The sequence below is a fragment of the Tolypothrix tenuis PCC 7101 genome (genome assembly GCF_963874875.1).
Taxonomy (GTDB): domain Bacteria; phylum Cyanobacteriota; class Cyanobacteriia; order Cyanobacteriales; family Nostocaceae; genus Aulosira; species Aulosira tenue.
In genome coordinates, this window is record NZ_CAWNJS010000001.1 from 2,167,977 (window position 1) to 2,185,904 (window position 17,928).

18 protein-coding genes and 1 pseudogene (1 of these 19 cut by a window edge) are annotated in these 17,928 nt (G+C 40.8%); 9 read left to right on the plus strand and 10 right to left on the minus strand.

Translation table 11 applies throughout. The features are described from left to right. Together AACU25_RS08910 and AACU25_RS08915 are read left to right on the plus strand one after the other, a co-directional pair. A protein-coding gene (locus AACU25_RS08910) for a hypothetical protein (RefSeq protein WP_096574822.1) crosses the window boundary here: on the plus strand, positions 1 to 466 show its 3' portion. The gene continues 860 nt to the left of window position 1, outside the view; only the last 466 of its 1,326 coding nucleotides appear in the window; its start codon lies off the left edge, out of view; the stop codon is at positions 464 to 466. Between the two features lie 292 nt (positions 467 to 758). Further along, on the plus strand, positions 759 to 1,355 hold the full coding sequence (locus tag AACU25_RS08915) for an SH3 domain-containing protein (protein WP_096574823.1): 597 nt from the start codon (positions 759 to 761) through the stop codon (positions 1,353 to 1,355). Between the two features lie 132 nt (positions 1,356 to 1,487). Here AACU25_RS08915 and AACU25_RS08920 read toward each other — a convergent pair whose 3' ends face one another. Next, on the minus strand, positions 1,488 to 2,855 hold the full coding sequence (locus AACU25_RS08920; protein WP_096574824.1) for a DUF3370 family protein: 1,368 nt from the start codon (positions 2,853 to 2,855) through the stop codon (positions 1,488 to 1,490). A gap of 40 nt (positions 2,856 to 2,895) precedes the next feature. Beyond that, a complete protein-coding gene (locus tag AACU25_RS08925) occupies positions 2,896 to 3,408 on the minus strand; it encodes a pyroglutamyl-peptidase I family protein (protein ID WP_096574826.1) in 513 nt (170 codons plus the stop codon). Between the two features lie 58 nt (positions 3,409 to 3,466). On the opposite strand from AACU25_RS08925, the gene hisH reads away from it, so the two are divergent. Both hisH and rsmD read left to right on the plus strand, forming a co-directional pair. Beyond that, positions 3,467 to 4,102, plus strand: a complete 636-nt coding sequence (hisH, locus tag AACU25_RS08930; protein WP_096574828.1) for an imidazole glycerol phosphate synthase subunit HisH — start codon at positions 3,467 to 3,469, stop codon at positions 4,100 to 4,102. Positions 4,103 to 4,206: 104 nt separating this feature from the next. Further along, positions 4,207 to 4,752, plus strand: a complete 546-nt coding sequence (gene rsmD / locus AACU25_RS08935) for a 16S rRNA (guanine(966)-N(2))-methyltransferase RsmD (RefSeq protein ID WP_096574830.1) — start codon at positions 4,207 to 4,209, stop codon at positions 4,750 to 4,752. Positions 4,753 to 4,851: 99 nt separating this feature from the next. Here the strand turns inward: rsmD and petG are convergent, their stop codons facing one another. Beyond that, a complete protein-coding gene (gene petG, locus AACU25_RS08940) occupies positions 4,852 to 4,965 on the minus strand; it encodes a cytochrome b6-f complex subunit V (RefSeq protein ID WP_071989488.1) in 114 nt (37 codons plus the stop codon). A gap of 211 nt (positions 4,966 to 5,176) precedes the next feature. Between petG and AACU25_RS08945 the strand changes: the two genes are divergently transcribed. The 4 genes from AACU25_RS08945 (at position 5,177) to AACU25_RS08960 (ending at position 8,828) form a co-directional block, all read left to right on the plus strand. Further along, positions 5,177 to 5,551 (plus strand): c-type cytochrome, encoded by a 375-nt coding sequence (locus AACU25_RS08945; RefSeq protein WP_045874409.1) that lies wholly within the window; start codon positions 5,177 to 5,179, stop codon positions 5,549 to 5,551. Positions 5,552 to 6,089: 538 nt separating this feature from the next. Then, positions 6,090 to 6,827 carry a peptidylprolyl isomerase gene (locus AACU25_RS08950; protein ID WP_045874408.1) on the plus strand — a complete coding sequence of 246 codons (738 nt, stop codon included), beginning with the start codon at positions 6,090 to 6,092 and terminating at the stop codon, positions 6,825 to 6,827. A gap of 671 nt (positions 6,828 to 7,498) precedes the next feature. Next, positions 7,499 to 8,116 carry a class I SAM-dependent methyltransferase gene (locus tag AACU25_RS08955; RefSeq protein WP_096574832.1) on the plus strand — a complete coding sequence of 206 codons (618 nt, stop codon included), beginning with the start codon at positions 7,499 to 7,501 and terminating at the stop codon, positions 8,114 to 8,116. A gap of 220 nt (positions 8,117 to 8,336) precedes the next feature. Continuing rightward, positions 8,337 to 8,828: a hypothetical protein gene (locus AACU25_RS08960; protein ID WP_096574834.1), complete on the plus strand. Its 492-nt coding sequence runs from the start codon at positions 8,337 to 8,339 to the stop codon at positions 8,826 to 8,828. A gap of 107 nt (positions 8,829 to 8,935) precedes the next feature. On the opposite strand, the gene AACU25_RS08965 is transcribed toward AACU25_RS08960, so the two are convergent. The 7 genes and pseudogenes from AACU25_RS08965 to sufB all read right to left on the minus strand — a co-directional run bounded on the left by AACU25_RS08965 (position 8,936) and on the right by sufB (position 16,930). After that, positions 8,936 to 10,660, minus strand: a complete 1,725-nt coding sequence (locus tag AACU25_RS08965; RefSeq protein WP_096574836.1) for an ABC transporter ATP-binding protein — start codon at positions 10,658 to 10,660, stop codon at positions 8,936 to 8,938. A gap of 173 nt (positions 10,661 to 10,833) precedes the next feature. Then, a pseudogene (locus AACU25_RS08970) lies at positions 10,834 to 11,091 on the minus strand (PDDEXK family nuclease); the annotation flags it as partial. A gap of 1 nt (position 11,092) precedes the next feature. Beyond that, complete coding sequence (locus AACU25_RS08975) at positions 11,093 to 11,701, minus strand: hypothetical protein (RefSeq protein WP_096574838.1); 609 nt, start codon at positions 11,699 to 11,701, stop codon at positions 11,093 to 11,095. 226 nt (positions 11,702 to 11,927) lie between these two features. Then, positions 11,928 to 13,190 carry a cysteine desulfurase gene (locus AACU25_RS08980; RefSeq protein WP_096574840.1) on the minus strand — a complete coding sequence of 421 codons (1,263 nt, stop codon included), beginning with the start codon at positions 13,188 to 13,190 and terminating at the stop codon, positions 11,928 to 11,930. Between the two features lie 41 nt (positions 13,191 to 13,231). Next, the gene (gene sufD, locus AACU25_RS08985) at positions 13,232 to 14,578 is read right to left on the minus strand and encodes a Fe-S cluster assembly protein SufD (protein ID WP_096574842.1); all 1,347 of its coding nucleotides are present in this window, start codon (positions 14,576 to 14,578) and stop codon (positions 13,232 to 13,234) included. Further along, positions 14,578 to 15,366, minus strand: a complete 789-nt coding sequence (gene sufC, locus AACU25_RS08990; protein ID WP_096574844.1) for a Fe-S cluster assembly ATPase SufC — start codon at positions 15,364 to 15,366, stop codon at positions 14,578 to 14,580. The genes sufD and sufC overlap by 1 nt, the downstream gene beginning before the upstream one ends. Positions 15,367 to 15,490: 124 nt before the next feature. Beyond that, on the minus strand, positions 15,491 to 16,930 hold the full coding sequence (gene sufB / locus AACU25_RS08995) for a Fe-S cluster assembly protein SufB (RefSeq protein WP_096574846.1): 1,440 nt from the start codon (positions 16,928 to 16,930) through the stop codon (positions 15,491 to 15,493). A gap of 244 nt (positions 16,931 to 17,174) precedes the next feature. On the opposite strand from sufB, the gene sufR reads away from it, so the two are divergent. Next, positions 17,175 to 17,855 (plus strand): iron-sulfur cluster biosynthesis transcriptional regulator SufR, encoded by a 681-nt coding sequence (gene sufR, locus AACU25_RS09000; protein WP_096574848.1) that lies wholly within the window; start codon positions 17,175 to 17,177, stop codon positions 17,853 to 17,855. Positions 17,856 to 17,928: the final 73 nt, after the last annotated feature.

The following is a 17,928-nucleotide window of genomic DNA, read 5'->3' on the forward strand; positions in this document are numbered from 1 at the left end:
GATGGTCATGCCAAAAGTGGATTTACCTGCTGAACTCAAAAAAGCTGAACAAGTTACAGCAATTTCCCATCCCCGTTGGGGACAAATATTTTTACCAACATATAGTAAATTCAAAACAATTTTATCAGCCGAAAATTGGCAGAGCGTTGAAGGCGCTGAGAAATTAATTCGCTCTTATTTGGAAGATAAGAGTATCAATGCTTTTATCTGGCATCGATTAGCTCAAGAGTATCCCACATCATTAGAAAAGGTATTACAAACTTTTCTACAACGTCCAGATTTTAGTCTAGCAAATGACTTGGATTCACTTCTACAAGAATTCGGTAAACCTCTAGAGCCAGATTTACCAGAAATTGCTAGTGTTCCTGTACATCTGCATAACTTATTTCAAGCAGCCATAGCAGAAGTGCAAAAATCTAAGCCTCAAAGTAAAGGTCAAAAAAAATCAGCAAAGGGTTTCAAATAATGTGAAATCTGCTTTGATTGCTGAAATTACTTGTGTAACTAGGGACAGAGAATAGGAAAGAATAAAGGGCTACCTAACTCTGCAACCATTCAATATCATGCCTATCTCAGGAGTAAATTCCTGAGTACAAAAATCATTTGACCTTTAACTGAGCCATATTCCAGTCCATACAGTTTCTTAAACCTGCGTACATTATTAAGAAATTTAAGTATATTTTTTCCCAATTCGGAAAACCAGTAGTATCATTTGAAGCATCTATTGTCAAGAAATCCTTATCTGGCTGCATCAGAATATGACAAATTCCAACCAAATTCTATCTAGCGAAGGCATTCTCAAGACTAATTCTACTAGCACGAGCGTAGTTAATATTCGTTCAGCACCCGTAATTAAAGAAGGTAACGTCATTCGCCAAGGTAAATCAGGCGATCGCGTCAAAATTCTAGACAAACAAAAGCCCTCGGGGGATACTCGTACTTGGTACAAAGTGCAATTTGGTAAACAAGCAAACGAAGTCGGCTGGGTGCGTGAAGATGTGATCTCAGTCGTTGCTCCTACCAAGCCTGCGCCTGATAAAAATCCTTCAGAAGCAGATACGCTAGTCTATTTTGTGACTGACACTAAAACTGTGAGAGTTCACGGTAAAGGTCAAGCATATATAAATGTGTACGACAACAAGAGCGAAACTACAAATAGCGCTCCAGCAGCAAAGTTACCTAAAACCGAAACTAATAGTCTTTGGACAACCTACATCGCATCTAAGGATGGATATACTTATCAAGTCCGCTTTATTCCTGGTGCTGACACGGAACTGACAATTATTCAGAACAATAAAGTTGTTTTACAACAAAAAGGTTTTCGTGCGGATGGTATTGAATACCGACCAAAATAATTAAAAGTCAAAAGTTGTAGAGACGCGATTAATCGCGTCTCTTAAGGTTGGGTTACGGCGAGTATAATGTAGAGTTTTGAGCCAGAAATGGCGCTATACGCCGTAACACACTACCTAAAATGATGAAGTAGCTTATTGTCCCTTTGTCTGAGTTGCAACGGTTAATACTTGCGGTGGGGAAGCATCTGGTGGATAGATCAAGTCTACTTGTACTAATCTGCGATCGCCTGCTGGCATATTTAATAAAGTTAAGGGTTCTCCAGCCTGGCCTCTAGTTTGCATTAAGTGGACAAACTTGGTTTGTGGCTTACCTTGATCGTCGTTGTAACGGATTCGTACTGTCCCACGGAAAAATACTTGATTGGCTGGTCTGTTGAAAAAGCGTAGTCCTGGTTTGACTAATTGGTCTTCTTTGAGTGGTGTTTGGACTGATACAGTTACAGTCTGCGGAGTTTGAGTATTGTTATACAACGGCAATTTGAGACTATATTGAATGCCGTAATTACCGTGAGCGCGGTATGCGGTGTCAGGATAGCGTACCAACAACTTAGCACTTTGAATTTGATTGGTTCCCAAAGTACCACCATGCACAGTACTCAAAGCGTAGGAAAGGGCTTGACCCGGTTGAGGAATCGTTAAATATTTAGCTTTAGGCTCATCCACTAATAAGGCGCGCCACAGAGAACCACTAGCTACTCCTGCTACACGTCCGTAAATTCTCGGTTTACCAGTCTCTTCTAAAGGTGTGGGAGTTTTATCTCTGGGGCCAGCTACATCACTATTATTGAGTAAATTTTGCCACTCATCTAAATTTGGGGCACGTTCGCTACCATCAGGATTTGTTTGTGCAAACATGGCGAGGCTAGCTGCGTAGACTGTGCCATTACTGCGTAGCCGCATTAATGTCGAGCGACCATTTAAAGGTGGGGTAAGTCCTTTCACAGGAATTGGCAGATTTAATAACATCTGACTTCCTTTTGGGGGAATCACAATTTGAGCAGGAAAGATTTCTTGTCGTCGTCCTCGTAGGACATCGCTAGTAACGCGATCGCCCGGGCCAGCGTAAACTGTACCTAAAGTATTTTCACTGAATGATGGTAACGAAATAAAAGGTGCATCTGGCTGACTTAAATAAGTTGCTCCTTGCAAGACATTAATAGTTACTGGAGTTGTACCAGGATTATGCAAGATAATTCCTAAATATAGCGAGCGTAAATTTTCTGGCGGTTCAGCTCTAGCTATATGGTGAGCAAAAATATCAAATCTTCCTTGAAAGGGAAAATTTAGATGAGCTGTTGGTACTTTTTTGCCATCTGGGGGAAAAGTAGAGAGTAAAATCCCTTCCTTTAAGACTAATTCTGGACTATTGCTATTAAATACTGGAACTGTATCGAGATTACCTGGTAAGGGACGAACAACTTGCGGTTGTACTACTTCTTCTGGTGGTGGTGTAGGCGAAATTGATTGAGCAAGTGTCAAACTTAGTAACAATGGCAACATAAATTTAACTATTTTTTCCTCCATAAAGACGCGGGCAAATTTATGAAAGTGCCAGTTTGTTAATAATTAATACGAAATCTGCAACAATGTTTACCAAATTTTCGTGATTTAAAACTGGAACATGGACAAAAATACAATTTGCCTGCATTTGGGATTGGTGTAAATGATCCAATACTGAATAATAAAGACCTTCGCAGACAAATTTACCGCAGTCGTGACTAATCTCAATTCCCCTGGCTCCAGAAACTAATTGTTCTATATCCACAGCTGTTTGCAAAACACTTTCTGCACTAGTTGCACAAACTTCTACAGTTAATTGCATCCGACTAGCAGCCATTCCACAACAGATAATACAATCCGGTTGGAGTTCATTGATTTTTTGAATTACAACATTACTAGCAAGCTGCACATCTACAGGTAAATGACGTAAATAAGTCAAATGATGAGGTAGTGTTTCTAGTTTGGTGACTTCTAGTAATAAATCATCCGAGGAATTTGACTGTTGATCTTCGAGCCAAGTGTCAAAAGAAGTTAATAGAAATCTTTTCTTCATAAGAAATATTATTTAAAATAGAATTACTCTCCATAATAAATTTACAAGGAGCAGGTCAATGCCAGTGATTGCGGTCGTAGATTATGATATGGGAAATTTACATTCAGTTTGCAAAGGCTTGGAAAAAGCTGGAGCAACTCCTAAAATCACTCATTCTTTTAAGGAATTAGAACAAGCAGATGCAGTAGTTTTGCCAGGAGTTGGAGCATTTGATCCAGCTATGCAACACCTGCGTGGGCGTGGTTTAGAACAACCTATTAAGGATACGATCGCATCAGGTAAACCTTTTTTGGGTATCTGTTTGGGATTGCAAATTCTGTTTGAATCGAGTGCCGAAGGTACACAACGAGGATTAGGAATTGTTAAAGGAACAGTTAAAAGGTTTCGTCCAGAACCAGAAATTACAATTCCTCACATGGGTTGGAATCAGCTGGAAATAACTCAGCCAAAAAGTATTATGTGGGAGCATTTGCCTGCGAATCCTTGGGTTTATTTTGTTCATTCTTACTATGTTGAACCAACAGACCCACAAATTAGCGCGGCAAATGTTACCCACGGGAAGCAAACAGTTACAGCTGCGATCGCTCGTGATAATCTGATGGCGGTGCAATTTCACCCAGAAAAATCATCTAATATTGGATTGCAAATCTTATCTAATTTTGTTGCTCAAGTCCGCGAACAAGTAGCAGCATAATACAATTTAGTTGTCTGTCAGTTGTTATTTGTTCTTTGTCATTTGTCTTTGTGCAATGACCAATGATCGATGAACAATGACTAATGGCTCATAACTAATGACTAATGGCTCTGAGAATTTACGGAAATCGTCAGTTAAAAACCTTGCCTGGTAAAGATACCAGACCCACCAGTGCGCGGGTACGAGAGGCTGTCTTTAATATTTGGCAGGAAAGAATATTTGGGTGTCGTTGGCTAGATTTGTGTGCTGGTAGCGGTTCAATGGGCGCAGAGGCTTTGTGTAGAGGAGCCAGCTTAGTAGTCGGTATTGAACAATCGAGCCGCGCCTGTAACATCATTCAACAGAATTGGCAGCGAGTAGCGAGTGCTGACCAAGAATGGAAATTGTTACGGGGAAATGTACTCCAGCAGTTAAAAACCTTAACAGACAAAAAATTTGACAGAATTTATTTTGATCCGCCCTATGCTAGCGGATTATATCAACCAGTTTTAGAAGCGATCGCAAACTACCAGCTTTTAGATCCTGAAGGCGAAATTGCGGCTGAACATAGTGCCCAAGATTGGACTCCCCCAATCATTCCTAATTGGGAAATTTGCCGCCAGAAAGTGTATGGAAATACTGCTTTGACGTTTTATAGGATGATCGAGTGAGTCAGGGGAAGGGGAGAAGGGGGAAGGGACAAGGGGGAAAATGAGAAATTCCCATTACCAATTACCAATCCCCAGTCCCCAATCCCCAGTCCCTAATCCCTAACCTCCCAGTTCAGTGGGGCGCTTGTATTGCTTATAAGCAGCGTAAAACAGACCAGAAAGGGTAACTACAATTAGACCAAGGACGATACCTGAGAGCAGGGGTTCAACCACTGTAAATCTCCTCTTTGCAATTATTAAACATTTGTTTCCTGTTTTTGATTTTACCAAATTCGGGATGAATGCCGCTCTCTACAGCATTTTTGGAGAATGAATCATCAAAGTAAAACTGCCATCCATGCTTGCAGTGAGCATCAAGAACTTTTAAGCTATGTGTAGGAAATGAAAAATTCTTAGCACACCTACAACTTTCACAACAAACCTTTTGGATAACCAGATTACCAAACCTGAAAATTTAATTCAGCGGATCGCTTTGCTGGCTCTTGCCGTAATGCTAGCTATCACTTTGGGCATTTTTGGTGTTCAGATGGTGCAAGCTTCCGATCCTTATGTGAAAAATGTTCTATCCTTAACTGGAGATCCAGTTCAAGGTAACGCTATTTTTCAAATCAATTGTGCTGGTTGTCATGGCTGGCAAGCCGATGGGCGAGTAGGCCCCAGCTTGCAAGGTGTATCCAAGCATAAATCGCGTTATGGACTGATTCGCCAAGTGATTAGTGGTGAAACACCACCGATGCCAAAGTTTCAGCCTAGTGCCCAAGAAATGGCAGACCTATTGAGCTATTTAGAGTCTTTATAGCCCAATCTTGGGAAATTATTGCTTGGTATGAACTATATTAAGGCTAAAAGGCGATCGCTCTCACCATATATTAAAGACTGGCGATTTTAGCTTAAAAATTTTTAACTGAATAAAGTCAAAAACTTTGTATAGCAAAGATTGTAGTAGGTGGAAATGCTTGCTGGATTTACGCTATCTATTTAGATGTGTTTTACCTTAGTTAAGGCACAAAGTTGCTGACTATATTGCACTTGTGCTTGCCTCATGACCTTGGTATTATCTTCGCCTAAACTTCATAATAGGCTGCATATTTTTGAAATTAGAATTGTATTGGGTATAACAGAGGGGCAACTGATAGCCCGTTTTGGGTTTGAGATTAACAATCTTTATCAAAAGGTTGTTCCAAACTTAGAAAACATGACTATCTAAGCCGATTTAGTATAAAGGATGACTAGTAAATTGCCTGTAGCATGATTTATGTAAGGGCTGGTTGAATAGTATGTACAACCAAAGAGTGTAAAATTCTACAAAACATATATTTTGATATATATAAAAGCTAATGACTGAAGTATTAAGAATTGGTAACCGTACAATCACGAATGACGAACTAATTCCCTTACTGGCAGGCTATCAAATGCTGCCACAGTTGCGACGGGAGTTAATTATCGATGATGCGATCGCATCCATAGATTGTACTCCGGAAGAAATCGCGGCTGCTCAACAACAGTTTTTCGCTGAAAGACAGTTAACATCTGAAGCTGATGTTAAAGCATGGATGGAATATCAAGGATTGAGTCCAAAGCAACTAGCAGATTTGACGGTGCGGAAGCTGAAAGTAGAAAAATTTAAGCAAGAAACTTGGGGTAAAAAGCTGGAAGCTTATTTTTTCCAGTCGAAAGCAAAACTGGATAAAGTAATTTATTCTCTGCTACGCACCCAAGATATGGGAATCGCTCAAGAACTATATTTCCGCATTCAAGCTAAAGAGCAATCCTTTGCAGATGTAGCGCGAGAATATTCTAAAGGCCCAGAGGCGCAAACAGGCGGGTTAGTTGGGCCAATTGAACTTAACCAACTCCATCCAGCAATGGCGCAATTACTGGCTAATAATCAACCAGGGCAAGTTTTACCCCCGACTCGCATCGCTGAATGGTTTGTGATTGTGCAGCTAGAGAAATTTATTCCTGCACAATTAGATGAACCAATGAAAGCACGGCTACTCAATGAACTGTTTGAAGGTTGGATACAAGAACAGCAAAAACAAATGATGACTCCTGCTGTTTCTCTTAGTAGCTAGAGAAGCAGTCCCAATGAAACAAGTTTCACCACCAAGGATGAAAGTCGAGGCGGGGATTTTTACTCAGCACTCTTGTACAGACGCGATTAATCGCGTCTTTGCAAATCAATTCATATTGCTCTATTGATTTACAAAACTTTAGAAAAAGTAATACTTTTCTACATATCTAGCTAACGCCTCTGTATAAGGACATTACAGAGGCTTATTCCTTTGCTAAAACGAAAATAAATGAGCTTAAACGGAATATTACGGGGAATACTTATTTGATTTTTCAACAAGATTACGAGAAAATACCGCTAAGAGTAGACAATAATACATCAGCATCTACTAGTACGTGTTCATCTAAATTAGTCCTGATTGCAATCCAGCTTAATAACCAACAAAAAAGTAAGCATTGATTATTCGATTCATTGTCTCAGACTTCAAGTAATTGCCAAATTTGAGTCGCTTTACGTCTAAACCTAAATCTTGGTCAATAAGTAGCACTTAATAGGATTGTTTTAACATTTATTGAGGATAAAACAGTCTTATTGACATGATGCTATTGTCTCCACAGCATCTACAAAAAGGTCATTTTACTAATAATTCTTCCTCAAAGTAGCGGAAGAACTAGGGCTTTATTTTGAAATTTCGCACCTCCCATCATCTAGCAGTTAGAAAAGAGATGTCAGATGTTAAAACTAAATCTTGGTAGCGGTTCTCATACTCCCAGTGGTTGGCTAAATGTAGACTATGCTATGGGGGCTTGGATAACAAAGATACCTGTTGTTTCCCATATCAATAAGAACTTTAAAATCCTCAATCTTGATTGGCCAGATAACATTTTTCTCTACGACTTGCGAAAGAAATTTCCTTGGTCAGATAATTCAGTAGATATAGTTTACAGTTCTCATACTCTAGAGCATCTATCCAAAACTGAAGGGCAAAATTTTTTAAGTGAGTGCTATAGAGTTTTAAAACCTCATGGTATTATTCGCATTATCGTGCCAGATTTGAAGGCAATTATCAACAAATACTTGCAAGGTCAAATCGCAGCCGACCAATTACTTGATACACTTTATGTAAGCTATGAATCTCCTGAAGATAATATTCTGAAAAAGAAACTAGCGCCATTTATTCGCTTTCCGCATAAGTGTATGTATGACACTCCCACTTTATTAAAAGTCATGTCTGAGATTGGCTTTCAAGCGACTAGCAAACAAGCTTTTGAAAGCGAAATTAACGATTTATCACAGATAGAAGACTACAGTCGAACTATTGAAGCTGTGATTGTGGAAGGTAAAAAGTAAACAGAGACATTTGATTGCGCGTGAGGATATTTAGTCAGTTGATGAGGATAAACCTAACTATGTTAATAGTCCTGATTTTGAGAGGAAATTAGGAGACATAGATTATTCTGATATGAAAAGGCGATCGCAGCAAATGTCTGGATCGCCTTTGGAGTTTCATGCTTTAGGAACTGCCTAAATTTTTACCTCGTCGTTGATATTGCAACTTAGAATTTAAACTATGCTTACTTTTTCTCAAGCCACTGCTTTGGCTTTAACAAGTTTAAGTTTATACGGTGTCAGTATATCAACATTATCAACATCTGTAATCGCTGGGGAACCAATTATTGATAGAAACTGCCGCTATCATGTAAGAACACAAGAAGTATTGCGGCAAATACCACAACGGAATCACGCTAGAGTATTTTCAACATCTCAGTTTCAAGTTAATAATCAAAAATACGTTCTACAATTACTAAAATTTCCCAACTCTACAGGTGTTTTATGTCTTTGGAAACCTCATACTCGGCTACCACAAAGATTAAAAGATGTGTCGATTATTCAAGACAAGGTAATTGAAAAACTTGAAAAACATCCTGATCAACCAGCAACTTATATAGTCACAGTTAAAGGTGATGAATCAGGAGATATATTAAACACGGCTTATAGATTAAACCTAACTAATCCCGAACAACCAAAGGTGACACCGTTAATCAGAGTGTACAAAAAATAGATTAATATTCTAGTCTGACTTTATGTGATCGCTGCGCCAGCACTTGGCGATTGCATCTTTTGATCAAAGTATAAATTGCAAATGCGATCACCCCAACTCACATATCACTAACTAAACTGTTGAGCATAAAACCTGGCATAGCGACGTTGAAACGCTAACAGTTCTTCATGGGTTCCAGATTCAACAATTTGACCTTGTTCTAGTACTAAAATGCGATCGCATCTTTTCACTGTACTTAATCGGTGAGCAATAATAAATACTGTGCGTCCTTGCATCAGTCTTTCTAAAGCCTCCTGTACCAAGGCTTCTGACTCAGAATCTAAGGCTGATGTGGCTTCATCAAGTATCAAAATTTGCGGGTTGAGGAGCACAGCACGGGCGATCGCAATTCTTTGTCTTTGTCCGCCTGATAAATTGACTCCACGCTCACCAACCCATGTATCATAACCCTCTGGTAGCTGGGTAATAAAATTATGGGCGTTAGCAATTTTCGCGGCTGCTTCTACTTCTGACATTGCAAAGGAATCTTGCCCAAAGGCGATATTTTGGGCAATTGTGCCAGAAAACATGATAGTTTCTTGGGGAACAATGCCAATTTGTCGCCGCAGGCTATAAAGCGTGACATCGCGAATATCCACACCATCAATTAATATTTGCCCAGATTCGGGATCGTAGAAACGGGGTAGCAGATTTACAAATGTGGTTTTACCAGCACCAGAAGCACCCACAAGGGCGATCGCTTCCCCTGGTAATGCTAATAAATTAATATTTTTTAAGACCGATTCACCAGCTTTGTAAGCAAAGGAAACATGGCGATATTCTACCTTGCCTTGTACAGGTGGGAGGGCGATCGCATTCGGCTTTTCTAAAACTGTGGGTTGAATTGCTAATAATTCAAAAACTCGGTCAATGGATGCCTCGCCTTGCTTAAATTCGTTGTAATTATTAGTAGTATGACCGATAGGGTCAATTAACAATGCTGCTGCTGTGAGGTAGCTGAAAAACTCGCCTACAGTTAAGTTGCGTTGGGAAATTTGCCATCCTCCCACCAACAAAAGTGATAAAGCACTTAAAGCTTCGAGAAAGCCGATAATAGGGATTTGAATGGCTTTGAGGCGTTCGGCTGAATATTTAGCTTTGAGGCTGTGTTCTGCTTCGTGGCTAAACCGCACCATTTCGTAGGTTTCGGCTGCAAAAGCTTGAACTAACCGAATCCCACTAAAAACTTCTGTGAGGATAGCCGATAAACTAGAAACTCGATTTTGACTGCGACGAGAATATTTCTGTAACCTTTCGCCAAACCAACCAATCAAAATCCCCATCAGTGGTGCAACAATCACCGTTGCTAGGGTGAGCTGCCAATTCAAGTAAATCATGTAGATGGGAATTGCCAGCAATTGCAACACACAGGGGATTAAATCGTGAAAGATTTTATTGACTACTTCCCCAATCCTGTCAACATCCTCAGTCAAGCGGTAAGATAAATCACCTGCTTTGGCGGTTTCAAAATAGCTGAGGTTGAGTTTTTGCAGATGTCCGTAAACTTGCTTACGGAGGAGAAACGCTACTCTTAACGCAGCCTGAGCCATGTAGATATCTTGCACAGACTGAAAAAAGCCACGTACCAGAAATACTACAGCACAGATGCCAGCTAATTGTGCGATCGCCACTACATTACCCTCTCCAAAGGGCGTTGCCAATTTACCCGCGAGATTGATGAGTGTTAATGTCGCCAGCACATATCCTAAGATGCCAATAAATCCCTTGATGATAGTTTGCCACTGGGTTCGGATATAGGGTAGCAGTTGCCAATAATTAGATCGCGTTTTCAAGCTGTCACATCCACAATAATTTCTTTCTTTGTTTGACGCTATCAGTTTTTGCGGAGTTTCTGAATAGTTAGGCGAAAAAAAGGCTGAAGTATGAAACCCAACACCATAAATTCTCAGTTTTTTTGTAGGGTGTGTTATGCCGTAGGCTAACGCACCTGTAATAGTTAACAGTATCGTTGTTTCAGTGTTGTAGAGCCAGTACTTTTAATTTCGATTGACAATTCTTCTGCTAAAACCAAAATCAAGCGATCAAATTGAATTTTGGGATTTTCATGTTCAAAAAGTGGAGTCATAATTTCTAAAGTGCCACAGTCATAAGCAAATCTAGAGCCTCTGTCCTCACCTGTATCTTTGAGTAAGGCTTCAAAGGTATCCCAGCTAATGTTGTATAGCACTGTTCTTTGTTCAGCAGACGTAGACTTAACCAGCATATTACAATAATTCTTCTGTCATAACGCTAGATAAAATTCCTAAAATTTTACCTATATCATTAATATAATATTCATTCAAATCAATCTCTACTATTTGTCCCAGAAGCTTTAAAAACTTCCAGTTAGTTCCAGAGGTAACAGTTCCATAAATTGTTTTAATATTGTTTCCCTCGCGTTCGTTAAACAATTTAGCTGCTATCATTTCTGCAACACACTGACCTAAACCAGCATTGAGATTTTCTTTTTTAGCTTCTACAATCGTTACCACTGGAGCATTAACAATTAATAATTCTGGGGAACGGCTAATAATAAAATCACAATTACCATTTAATCCTTGAGATGATTCGACAGTAAAATCTATACCTGAAAATAAACTGATTTGATTATTTAAATATTTTCTAATAGCAATTAAAATAGGGGCAATAATCATCTCACTCCGAGATTTTTCTGTATTACTAGCAAGAGCTAAAGGTATATTTTCTTGTAAAATTTCTGCTAGTAATGGCGGACAGATAATTTCAGGCACAGATGAAAATATATTAATTTTGTCAGAAATAGTTAAGTTAAAAGCTTTTCTAACTTTATCTAAAGTAAAATCACTGTATGACATTGAATTTACTCCTGTAAATCTTTCCAATTATTAATTTAAATGTAGGGGAGCCAGTGCGTTGCGGAGGTTTCCTCCGTTGAAGCAACTGGCGTTGTGTTGTCGCGCAGCGCAATGCACCGTCAACAATTTAAGGTATTTAAAACCCATTAAAAACTAAATTGTGCCAATTATCAGCCTTATACATAGCTAATAGTTGACACAATTAATCTGAAAATATTGACAATTTTTAGCCGAAGATTCCCGCGAAAAATTCAAGAGTATCCTTCAACGCCTTGATGAAAATATCAATTTCCTCACGGGTATTGTAGAAAGATAAACTTGCCCGTGCAGTTCCCGCAATATTTAGGTAGCGGTGTAATGGTTGAGTGCAATGATGTCCAGCACGGATGGCTACACCTTCTTGATCTAATAATGTAGATAAGTCGTTGGCGTGGACTTCGGAAGTTGTAAATGAGGCTAAAGCGGCTCTACCTTCTCCTTTAGCATCTGGCTTGGGGCCATAAATCCGCACTTGGGGAATTTGTTCTAATTGTTGGAACAAATAAGCTGTTAATTCAGCTTCATAGGCATGGATTTTATCCATACCAATACTAGTAAGATAATCTATAGCTGCACCAAGAGCGATCGCTTCTCCAATTGCAGGTGTACCCGCTTCAAATTTATGGGGTAATTCTGCATAGGTAGAATGGTCTAAATAGACTTCTGCAATCATCTCGCCACCACCGAAAAATGGTGGCATTGCTTCTAGTAATTCTAACTTGCCATATAAGAATCCTATGCCAGTTGGGGCACACATTTTATGACCGGAGGCGACTAACCAATCACAGTCTATTTGTTGTACATCAATGGGCATATGGGGGACACTTTGGCAAGCATCCATTAAGAATTTCGCGCCGTATCTGTGAGCAATCGTAGCTATTTCTTGGACTGGATTAATACAACCCAAGGTGTTAGAAACATGAACCACTGATACCAATTTTGTTTTTGCAGAAATCAGTGATTTAAACTGTTCCAAATCAAATGTTTCTTCTGGTGTCAGTTCGACAAACTTGAGTACCGCACCCGTTTTTTGTGCCACAAATTGCCAAGGAACTATATTACTGTGGTGTTCCATCACCGACAGAATAATTTCATCTCCTGGCTGCAAATTGTTCATTCCCCAGCTATAAGCTACCAAGTTAATCGCTTCACTCGCGTTGCGGGTGTAGACAATTTCTTGACGCGATGCAGCATTGATAAATTTGGCTACTTTATCTCTAGCACCTTCATAAGCATCGGTAGCTTTAGCACTGAGAATATGGGCACCCCGATGGACGTTGGCATTATACTGCTCGTAATAATCTCGCAGAGTATTTAATACTGGCAGAGGTTTTTGAGAAGTAGCAGCATTATCCAGGTAAACTAAGGGTTTACCATTGACTACCTGACGCAAGATAGGGAAGTCAATACGTACTTGATCGGCTAAGGTTTTGGTAGAAGTAAAAGTCATTGGTAATTAATGATTTGTCATTTGTCCTTAGTCATTTGTCCTTAGTCATTGGATGTCTTAAGACTCTTGACTGTGTTTAACAGACTTTCCCTGAGAGAGGGAACTGGTATTTGATTAATGATTTCAGCAGCAAAAGCGTTAATTAACAAATTTCGGGCGGCGTTTTCATCAATGCCCCGACTTTGCAGATAAAATATTTCATCATCTTCTAACTGGCTGACGGTAGCCCCGTGAGCGCATTTGACGTTATCTGCTGTAATTTCTAGTTGGGGTTTGGTATCAACTCTCGCTTTGGATGATAGTAGCAAATTCCGATTTAATTGTGCTGCATCTGTGAGCTGTGCTGGTTTGGGCACGAAAACCTTGCCATTGAATACAGCATGGGCGCGATCGCCTACAATACATTTGTGCAATTGCTTACTTGTACCATAGGGATGATTGAGGGCGATCGCACTGTGAGTATCAGCTAACTGATTGCCAAATATTACCGTCAACCCGTTGAGGGTGGTTTGAGTTTGTTCGCCAGTTTGCAAAATTTCTAAATTATGGCGTGACAGCTTGCCACCAAAGCTAATAGCATGACAGGTATAGCGACTATCACGAGCTTGAGCGATCGCAGTTTTACCAATATGGAAAGCTTCTACACTTTCACGCTCAACTCTAGTGTGACTGACTTCAGCATTCTCAGCTAGCCAAATTTCCGTAACTGCATTGGTGAAATAAACTCCCTCCTCTGCGTTCTCTGCGCCTCTGCGGTTCGTAAACTCTTCCACCAAAGTCACCTGTGAACCGCTTTCCGCTACCACCAAACAACGTGGCTGCGAAATCGTTGCTTTTTCCCCTGCAACTGTAATAAACAGCAAGTGAATTGGCGTTGCAACTGCTACATTCTTCTTCACCAATACCACGGCTGCATCAGTCAAACCAGCAGTATTCAGAGCCGTGAAAACTTCCTGCTGTCCTTCACTTTGGGCTAAATACTGCCGCACCCGTTCCTGTTCATCTGTCGCTAAAGCTGTCAAATTGCTAACAACTACACCCGCAGGTAAATCTGCAATTGCAGATAATTCTGGTGCGTATACACCGTTAACAAATACCAAATGGCTGTTAGCGGCTTCTGGTAGAGTGAGCGCCGCAATATCTGTAGAGATTAATTGCTTCTCTACCTGAAATTCCTGCTTTCGCAACGCTGACAAATCTGTAAAGCGCCATTCTTCATCGCGGCTGGTGGGAACAGTGGAATGACGCACCACATTCGCAGCAGCTTGGCTAACTCCTTGTAACCAACCTGCTGCTGGTTGTGCTGTTACCTGTGCTAACAATCCACTGAGATACTCATCTCTATCCAGCAAACTAGAAATTGAACTGGGGGAAACTTGAATAGTCATTACACACCCACCTCAACCGCAGCTTCTTCTAGAATCCAGTCGTAACCGCGAGACTCTAACTCTAGCGCCAATTCCTTGCCACCAGTAGTAAGAATTCTTCCGTGTGCCATGACATGCACAAAGTCAGGCACAATATAGTCGAGTAAACGCTGATAGTGAGTAATCAAAATTGTGGCATTGTCGGGACTAGCCAAGTGGTTTACCCCACCAGCGACAATTTTTAGCGCATCAATATCTAAACCAGAATCGGTTTCATCCAAAATTGCTAACTTTGGTTCTAGTAGCGCCATTTGCAGAATTTCATTGCGCTTCTTCTCACCACCGGAAAATCCTTCATTGACACTGCGGCTGAGGAAAGCGGGATTCATCTTCACCACTTCCAGCTTTTCCTCTACCAAATCGTCAAAATCAAAAGCATCCAGTTCTTCTAAACCTTGTGCTTTACGGCGAGAATTATATGCAACGCGCAAAAAATCTAAATTGCTGACACCGGGAATTTCTAGGGGATATTGAAACGCTAAAAATACACCACTTCTCGCCCGTTCTTCGGCTTCCAATTCCAGCAGATTTTGTCCTTGGAAAATTACCTCGCCACCAGTGACTTCATAAGCTGGATGTCCCGCCAATACTTTAGAAAAGGTACTCTTTCCAGAACCGTTCGGCCCCATAATCGCATGGATTTCGCCTGCACGAACTTCCAGATTTACACCCTTCAGAATTGGTGTCCCATCAACTGTAGCTGTCAGATCCTTAACTGACAGTACAACTTCGCTATTTTCAATAATCATGTTCTCTCTCTCTTCTCTGTCTCTCTCTATCTTCGTGCCCTTCGCGCCTTAGCGGTTCGTTACTTCTATCACAGATGAACACAGATAAATACGGATATATTCGGCTTCATCTGCGATTTGAATATTAACCAACACTACCTTCTAATTTCAGGCTCAATAATTTATCAGCTTCCACCGCAAATTCCATTGGTAGCTGATTAAACACATCCTTGCAGAAGCCGCTAATCATCATCGAAATAGCATCTTCTGCCGAAATGCCCCGTTGGGCAAAGTAAAATAGCTGATCTTCCCCAATTTTGGAAGTAGAAGCTTCATGTTCTACCTTGGCACTGTTATTTTGTACCTGAATATAGGGGAAAGTATTGGCATGAGCATTATCGCCAATCAGCATGGAGTCACACTGAGAATAATTTCTCGCACCTTGCGCTTTCGGGTTAACTTTCACTAAACCGCGATAGCTGTTGCTGGAGTTACCCGCAGAAATTCCTTTAGAAATAATTGTGCTGCGAGTGTTTTTACCAACATGAATCATTTTGGTGCCGGTGTCGGCTTGCTGCATATTATTTGTCAGCGCCACCGAGTAAAATTCACCTACAGAGTTATCACCCACTAATACGCAGCTGGGATACTTCCAAGTAATTGCTGAACCTGTTTCTACTTGAGTCCAGGAAATCTTGGAATTCACACCCTGACACAAACCGCGCTTGGTAACAAAGTTATAAATTCCACCTTTACCGTTAGCATCGCCTGCGTACCAGTTCTGCACAGTGGAGTATTTAATTTCGGCGTTATCCAAAGCAACTAGTTCTACAACAGCAGCGTGTAGTTGATTGCTGTCATACATTGGCGCAGTACAACCTTCCAGGTAGGAAACATAGCTACCTTCTTCAGCCACAATCAATGTCCGCTCAAATTGTCCTGTATCACCAGAGTTGATGCGGAAGTAGGTAGACAGTTCCATCGGGCATTTTACGCCTTTAGGAATATAGACAAAAGAACCATCGCTAAACACAGCAGCGTTCAGCGCCGCAAAATAGTTATCAGCTACCGGCACAACGCTACCCAGATATTTTTTGATCAATTCTGGATGTTCCCGCAATGCTTCAGAAATTGAGCAGAAAATTACGCCATCTTTAGCTAGCTTTTCCTTAAAGGTTGTGGCGACAGAAACGCTATCAAAAATTGCATCAACAGCGACGTTGGCGAGGCGCTTTTGCTCAGATAGAGGAATACCTAGCTTTTCAAAGGTTTCTAACAGGGTGGGATCTACTTCATCCAGACGTTCCAGCTTTTGTTTTTTCTGCTTGGGAGCTGAATAGTAGATGATATCCTGGTAATCTATTGGTGGATACTTGACATTAGGCCAAGTTGGTTCTGTCATTTTCAGCCACTGGCGATACGCTCTGAGGCGAAACTCCAGCATAAATTCCGGCTCTTCTTTCTTGGCGGAAATTAGGCGGATAATGTCCTCGTTTAGTCCACGCGGAATAGTGTCGGCTTCAATATCCGTGACAAAGCCGTACTTGTATGGTTGGTTGACTAAGGTTTTGACAGTGGCACTCATCGGTAGTAATCTCTCGTGTTCTTTAGGATCTCTCTCTAGGATTCGGAGACGGGCTTGGTTTGAGCCGATTCCCATCTCGCATTACTGAGTGGTTACACGGCTGTTACAATAGGAATTGAGACTAAAACAACAACAATGTTGTTTAATGTATCTTCATTTTACGCTAAATTAACAACAACAATGTTGTTTAAGTCAAATTTTCCTAGAAATTTTTTGGACGTTTGCAGAGCGTCTCCCCAAAAAGATGACGACTACCCACCAGTCCTCCACCAAGCAAGACATTCTGGAATATCTCCAGAAACACTCACAAGCAACCGCTTTTGAGCTAGCCGAAGTTTTAGATATTAGTCCCCAAGCGATTCGCCGCCATCTCAAGGATTTGGAGGCGGAAGAGCTAATTTTATATTCCACCACAGTGCAGGCGGGAATGGGACGACCCCAACATATTTATCAATTGAGTGCGAGAGGACGCGATCGCCTACATCGACAACAAAGCGATCGCTTTGGTGATAGTTATGGTGATTTTGCTGTTTCTTTGCTGGATACCTTAGCAGAAACAGTAGGCAAAGACCAAGTCACATCAATCTTACAAAAACAGTGGGAGCGTAAAGCCCAAGAATACCGCGATCGCCTTGGTAACGGTTCCTTAAAAGAGCGTGTCGCCAACTTAGTGGAGTTTAGAAAAGCAGAAGGCTTCATGGCAGAGTATCATGCTGTAGAGTCCGATAATTCTAAGAAAAGCGATCGCTTTCTCTTCATCGAGCATAAATGTGCTATTTCTAATGTTGCCGAATCTTTCCCCAGCGTTTGCGGTCATGAACTAGAAATGTTCGCCGCAGTCCTCCCCGATTGTACAGTCGAGCGCACCCACTGGATTATCAATGGTGAGCATCGTTGTGGCTATTTAGTCCAAGCGCGGGAATAGAAGGGGGACAAGGAGGACAAGGAGGACAAGGGAGACTATTAACTATTGACAAATGACTATTGACTATTGACAA

What these genes read in the sequence shown, in the direction of transcription:
- AACU25_RS08915 (WP_096574823.1), top strand. Translation starts at nt 759, where the DNA reads ATGACAAATTCCAACCAAATTCTATCTAGCGAAGGCATTCTCAAGACT.
- AACU25_RS08920 (WP_096574824.1), bottom strand. Translation starts at nt 2,855, where the DNA reads ATGTTGCCATTGTTACTAAGTTTGACACTTGCTCAATCAATTTCGCCT.
- AACU25_RS08925 (WP_096574826.1), bottom strand. Translation starts at nt 3,408, where the DNA reads ATGAAGAAAAGATTTCTATTAACTTCTTTTGACACTTGGCTCGAAGAT.
- hisH (WP_096574828.1), top strand. Translation starts at nt 3,467, where the DNA reads ATGCCAGTGATTGCGGTCGTAGATTATGATATGGGAAATTTACATTCA.
- rsmD (WP_096574830.1), top strand. Translation starts at nt 4,207, where the DNA reads ATGGCTCTGAGAATTTACGGAAATCGTCAGTTAAAAACCTTGCCTGGT.
- AACU25_RS08950 (WP_045874408.1), top strand. Translation starts at nt 6,090, where the DNA reads ATGACTGAAGTATTAAGAATTGGTAACCGTACAATCACGAATGACGAA.
- AACU25_RS08955 (WP_096574832.1), top strand. Translation starts at nt 7,499, where the DNA reads ATGTTAAAACTAAATCTTGGTAGCGGTTCTCATACTCCCAGTGGTTGG.
- AACU25_RS08960 (WP_096574834.1), top strand. Translation starts at nt 8,337, where the DNA reads ATGCTTACTTTTTCTCAAGCCACTGCTTTGGCTTTAACAAGTTTAAGT.
- AACU25_RS08975 (WP_096574838.1), bottom strand. Translation starts at nt 11,701, where the DNA reads ATGTCATACAGTGATTTTACTTTAGATAAAGTTAGAAAAGCTTTTAAC.
- AACU25_RS08980 (WP_096574840.1), bottom strand. Translation starts at nt 13,190, where the DNA reads ATGACTTTTACTTCTACCAAAACCTTAGCCGATCAAGTACGTATTGAC.
- sufD (WP_096574842.1), bottom strand. Translation starts at nt 14,578, where the DNA reads ATGACTATTCAAGTTTCCCCCAGTTCAATTTCTAGTTTGCTGGATAGA.
- sufC (WP_096574844.1), bottom strand. Translation starts at nt 15,366, where the DNA reads ATGATTATTGAAAATAGCGAAGTTGTACTGTCAGTTAAGGATCTGACA.
- sufB (WP_096574846.1), bottom strand. Translation starts at nt 16,930, where the DNA reads ATGAGTGCCACTGTCAAAACCTTAGTCAACCAACCATACAAGTACGGC.
- sufR (WP_096574848.1), top strand. Translation starts at nt 17,175, where the DNA reads ATGACGACTACCCACCAGTCCTCCACCAAGCAAGACATTCTGGAATAT.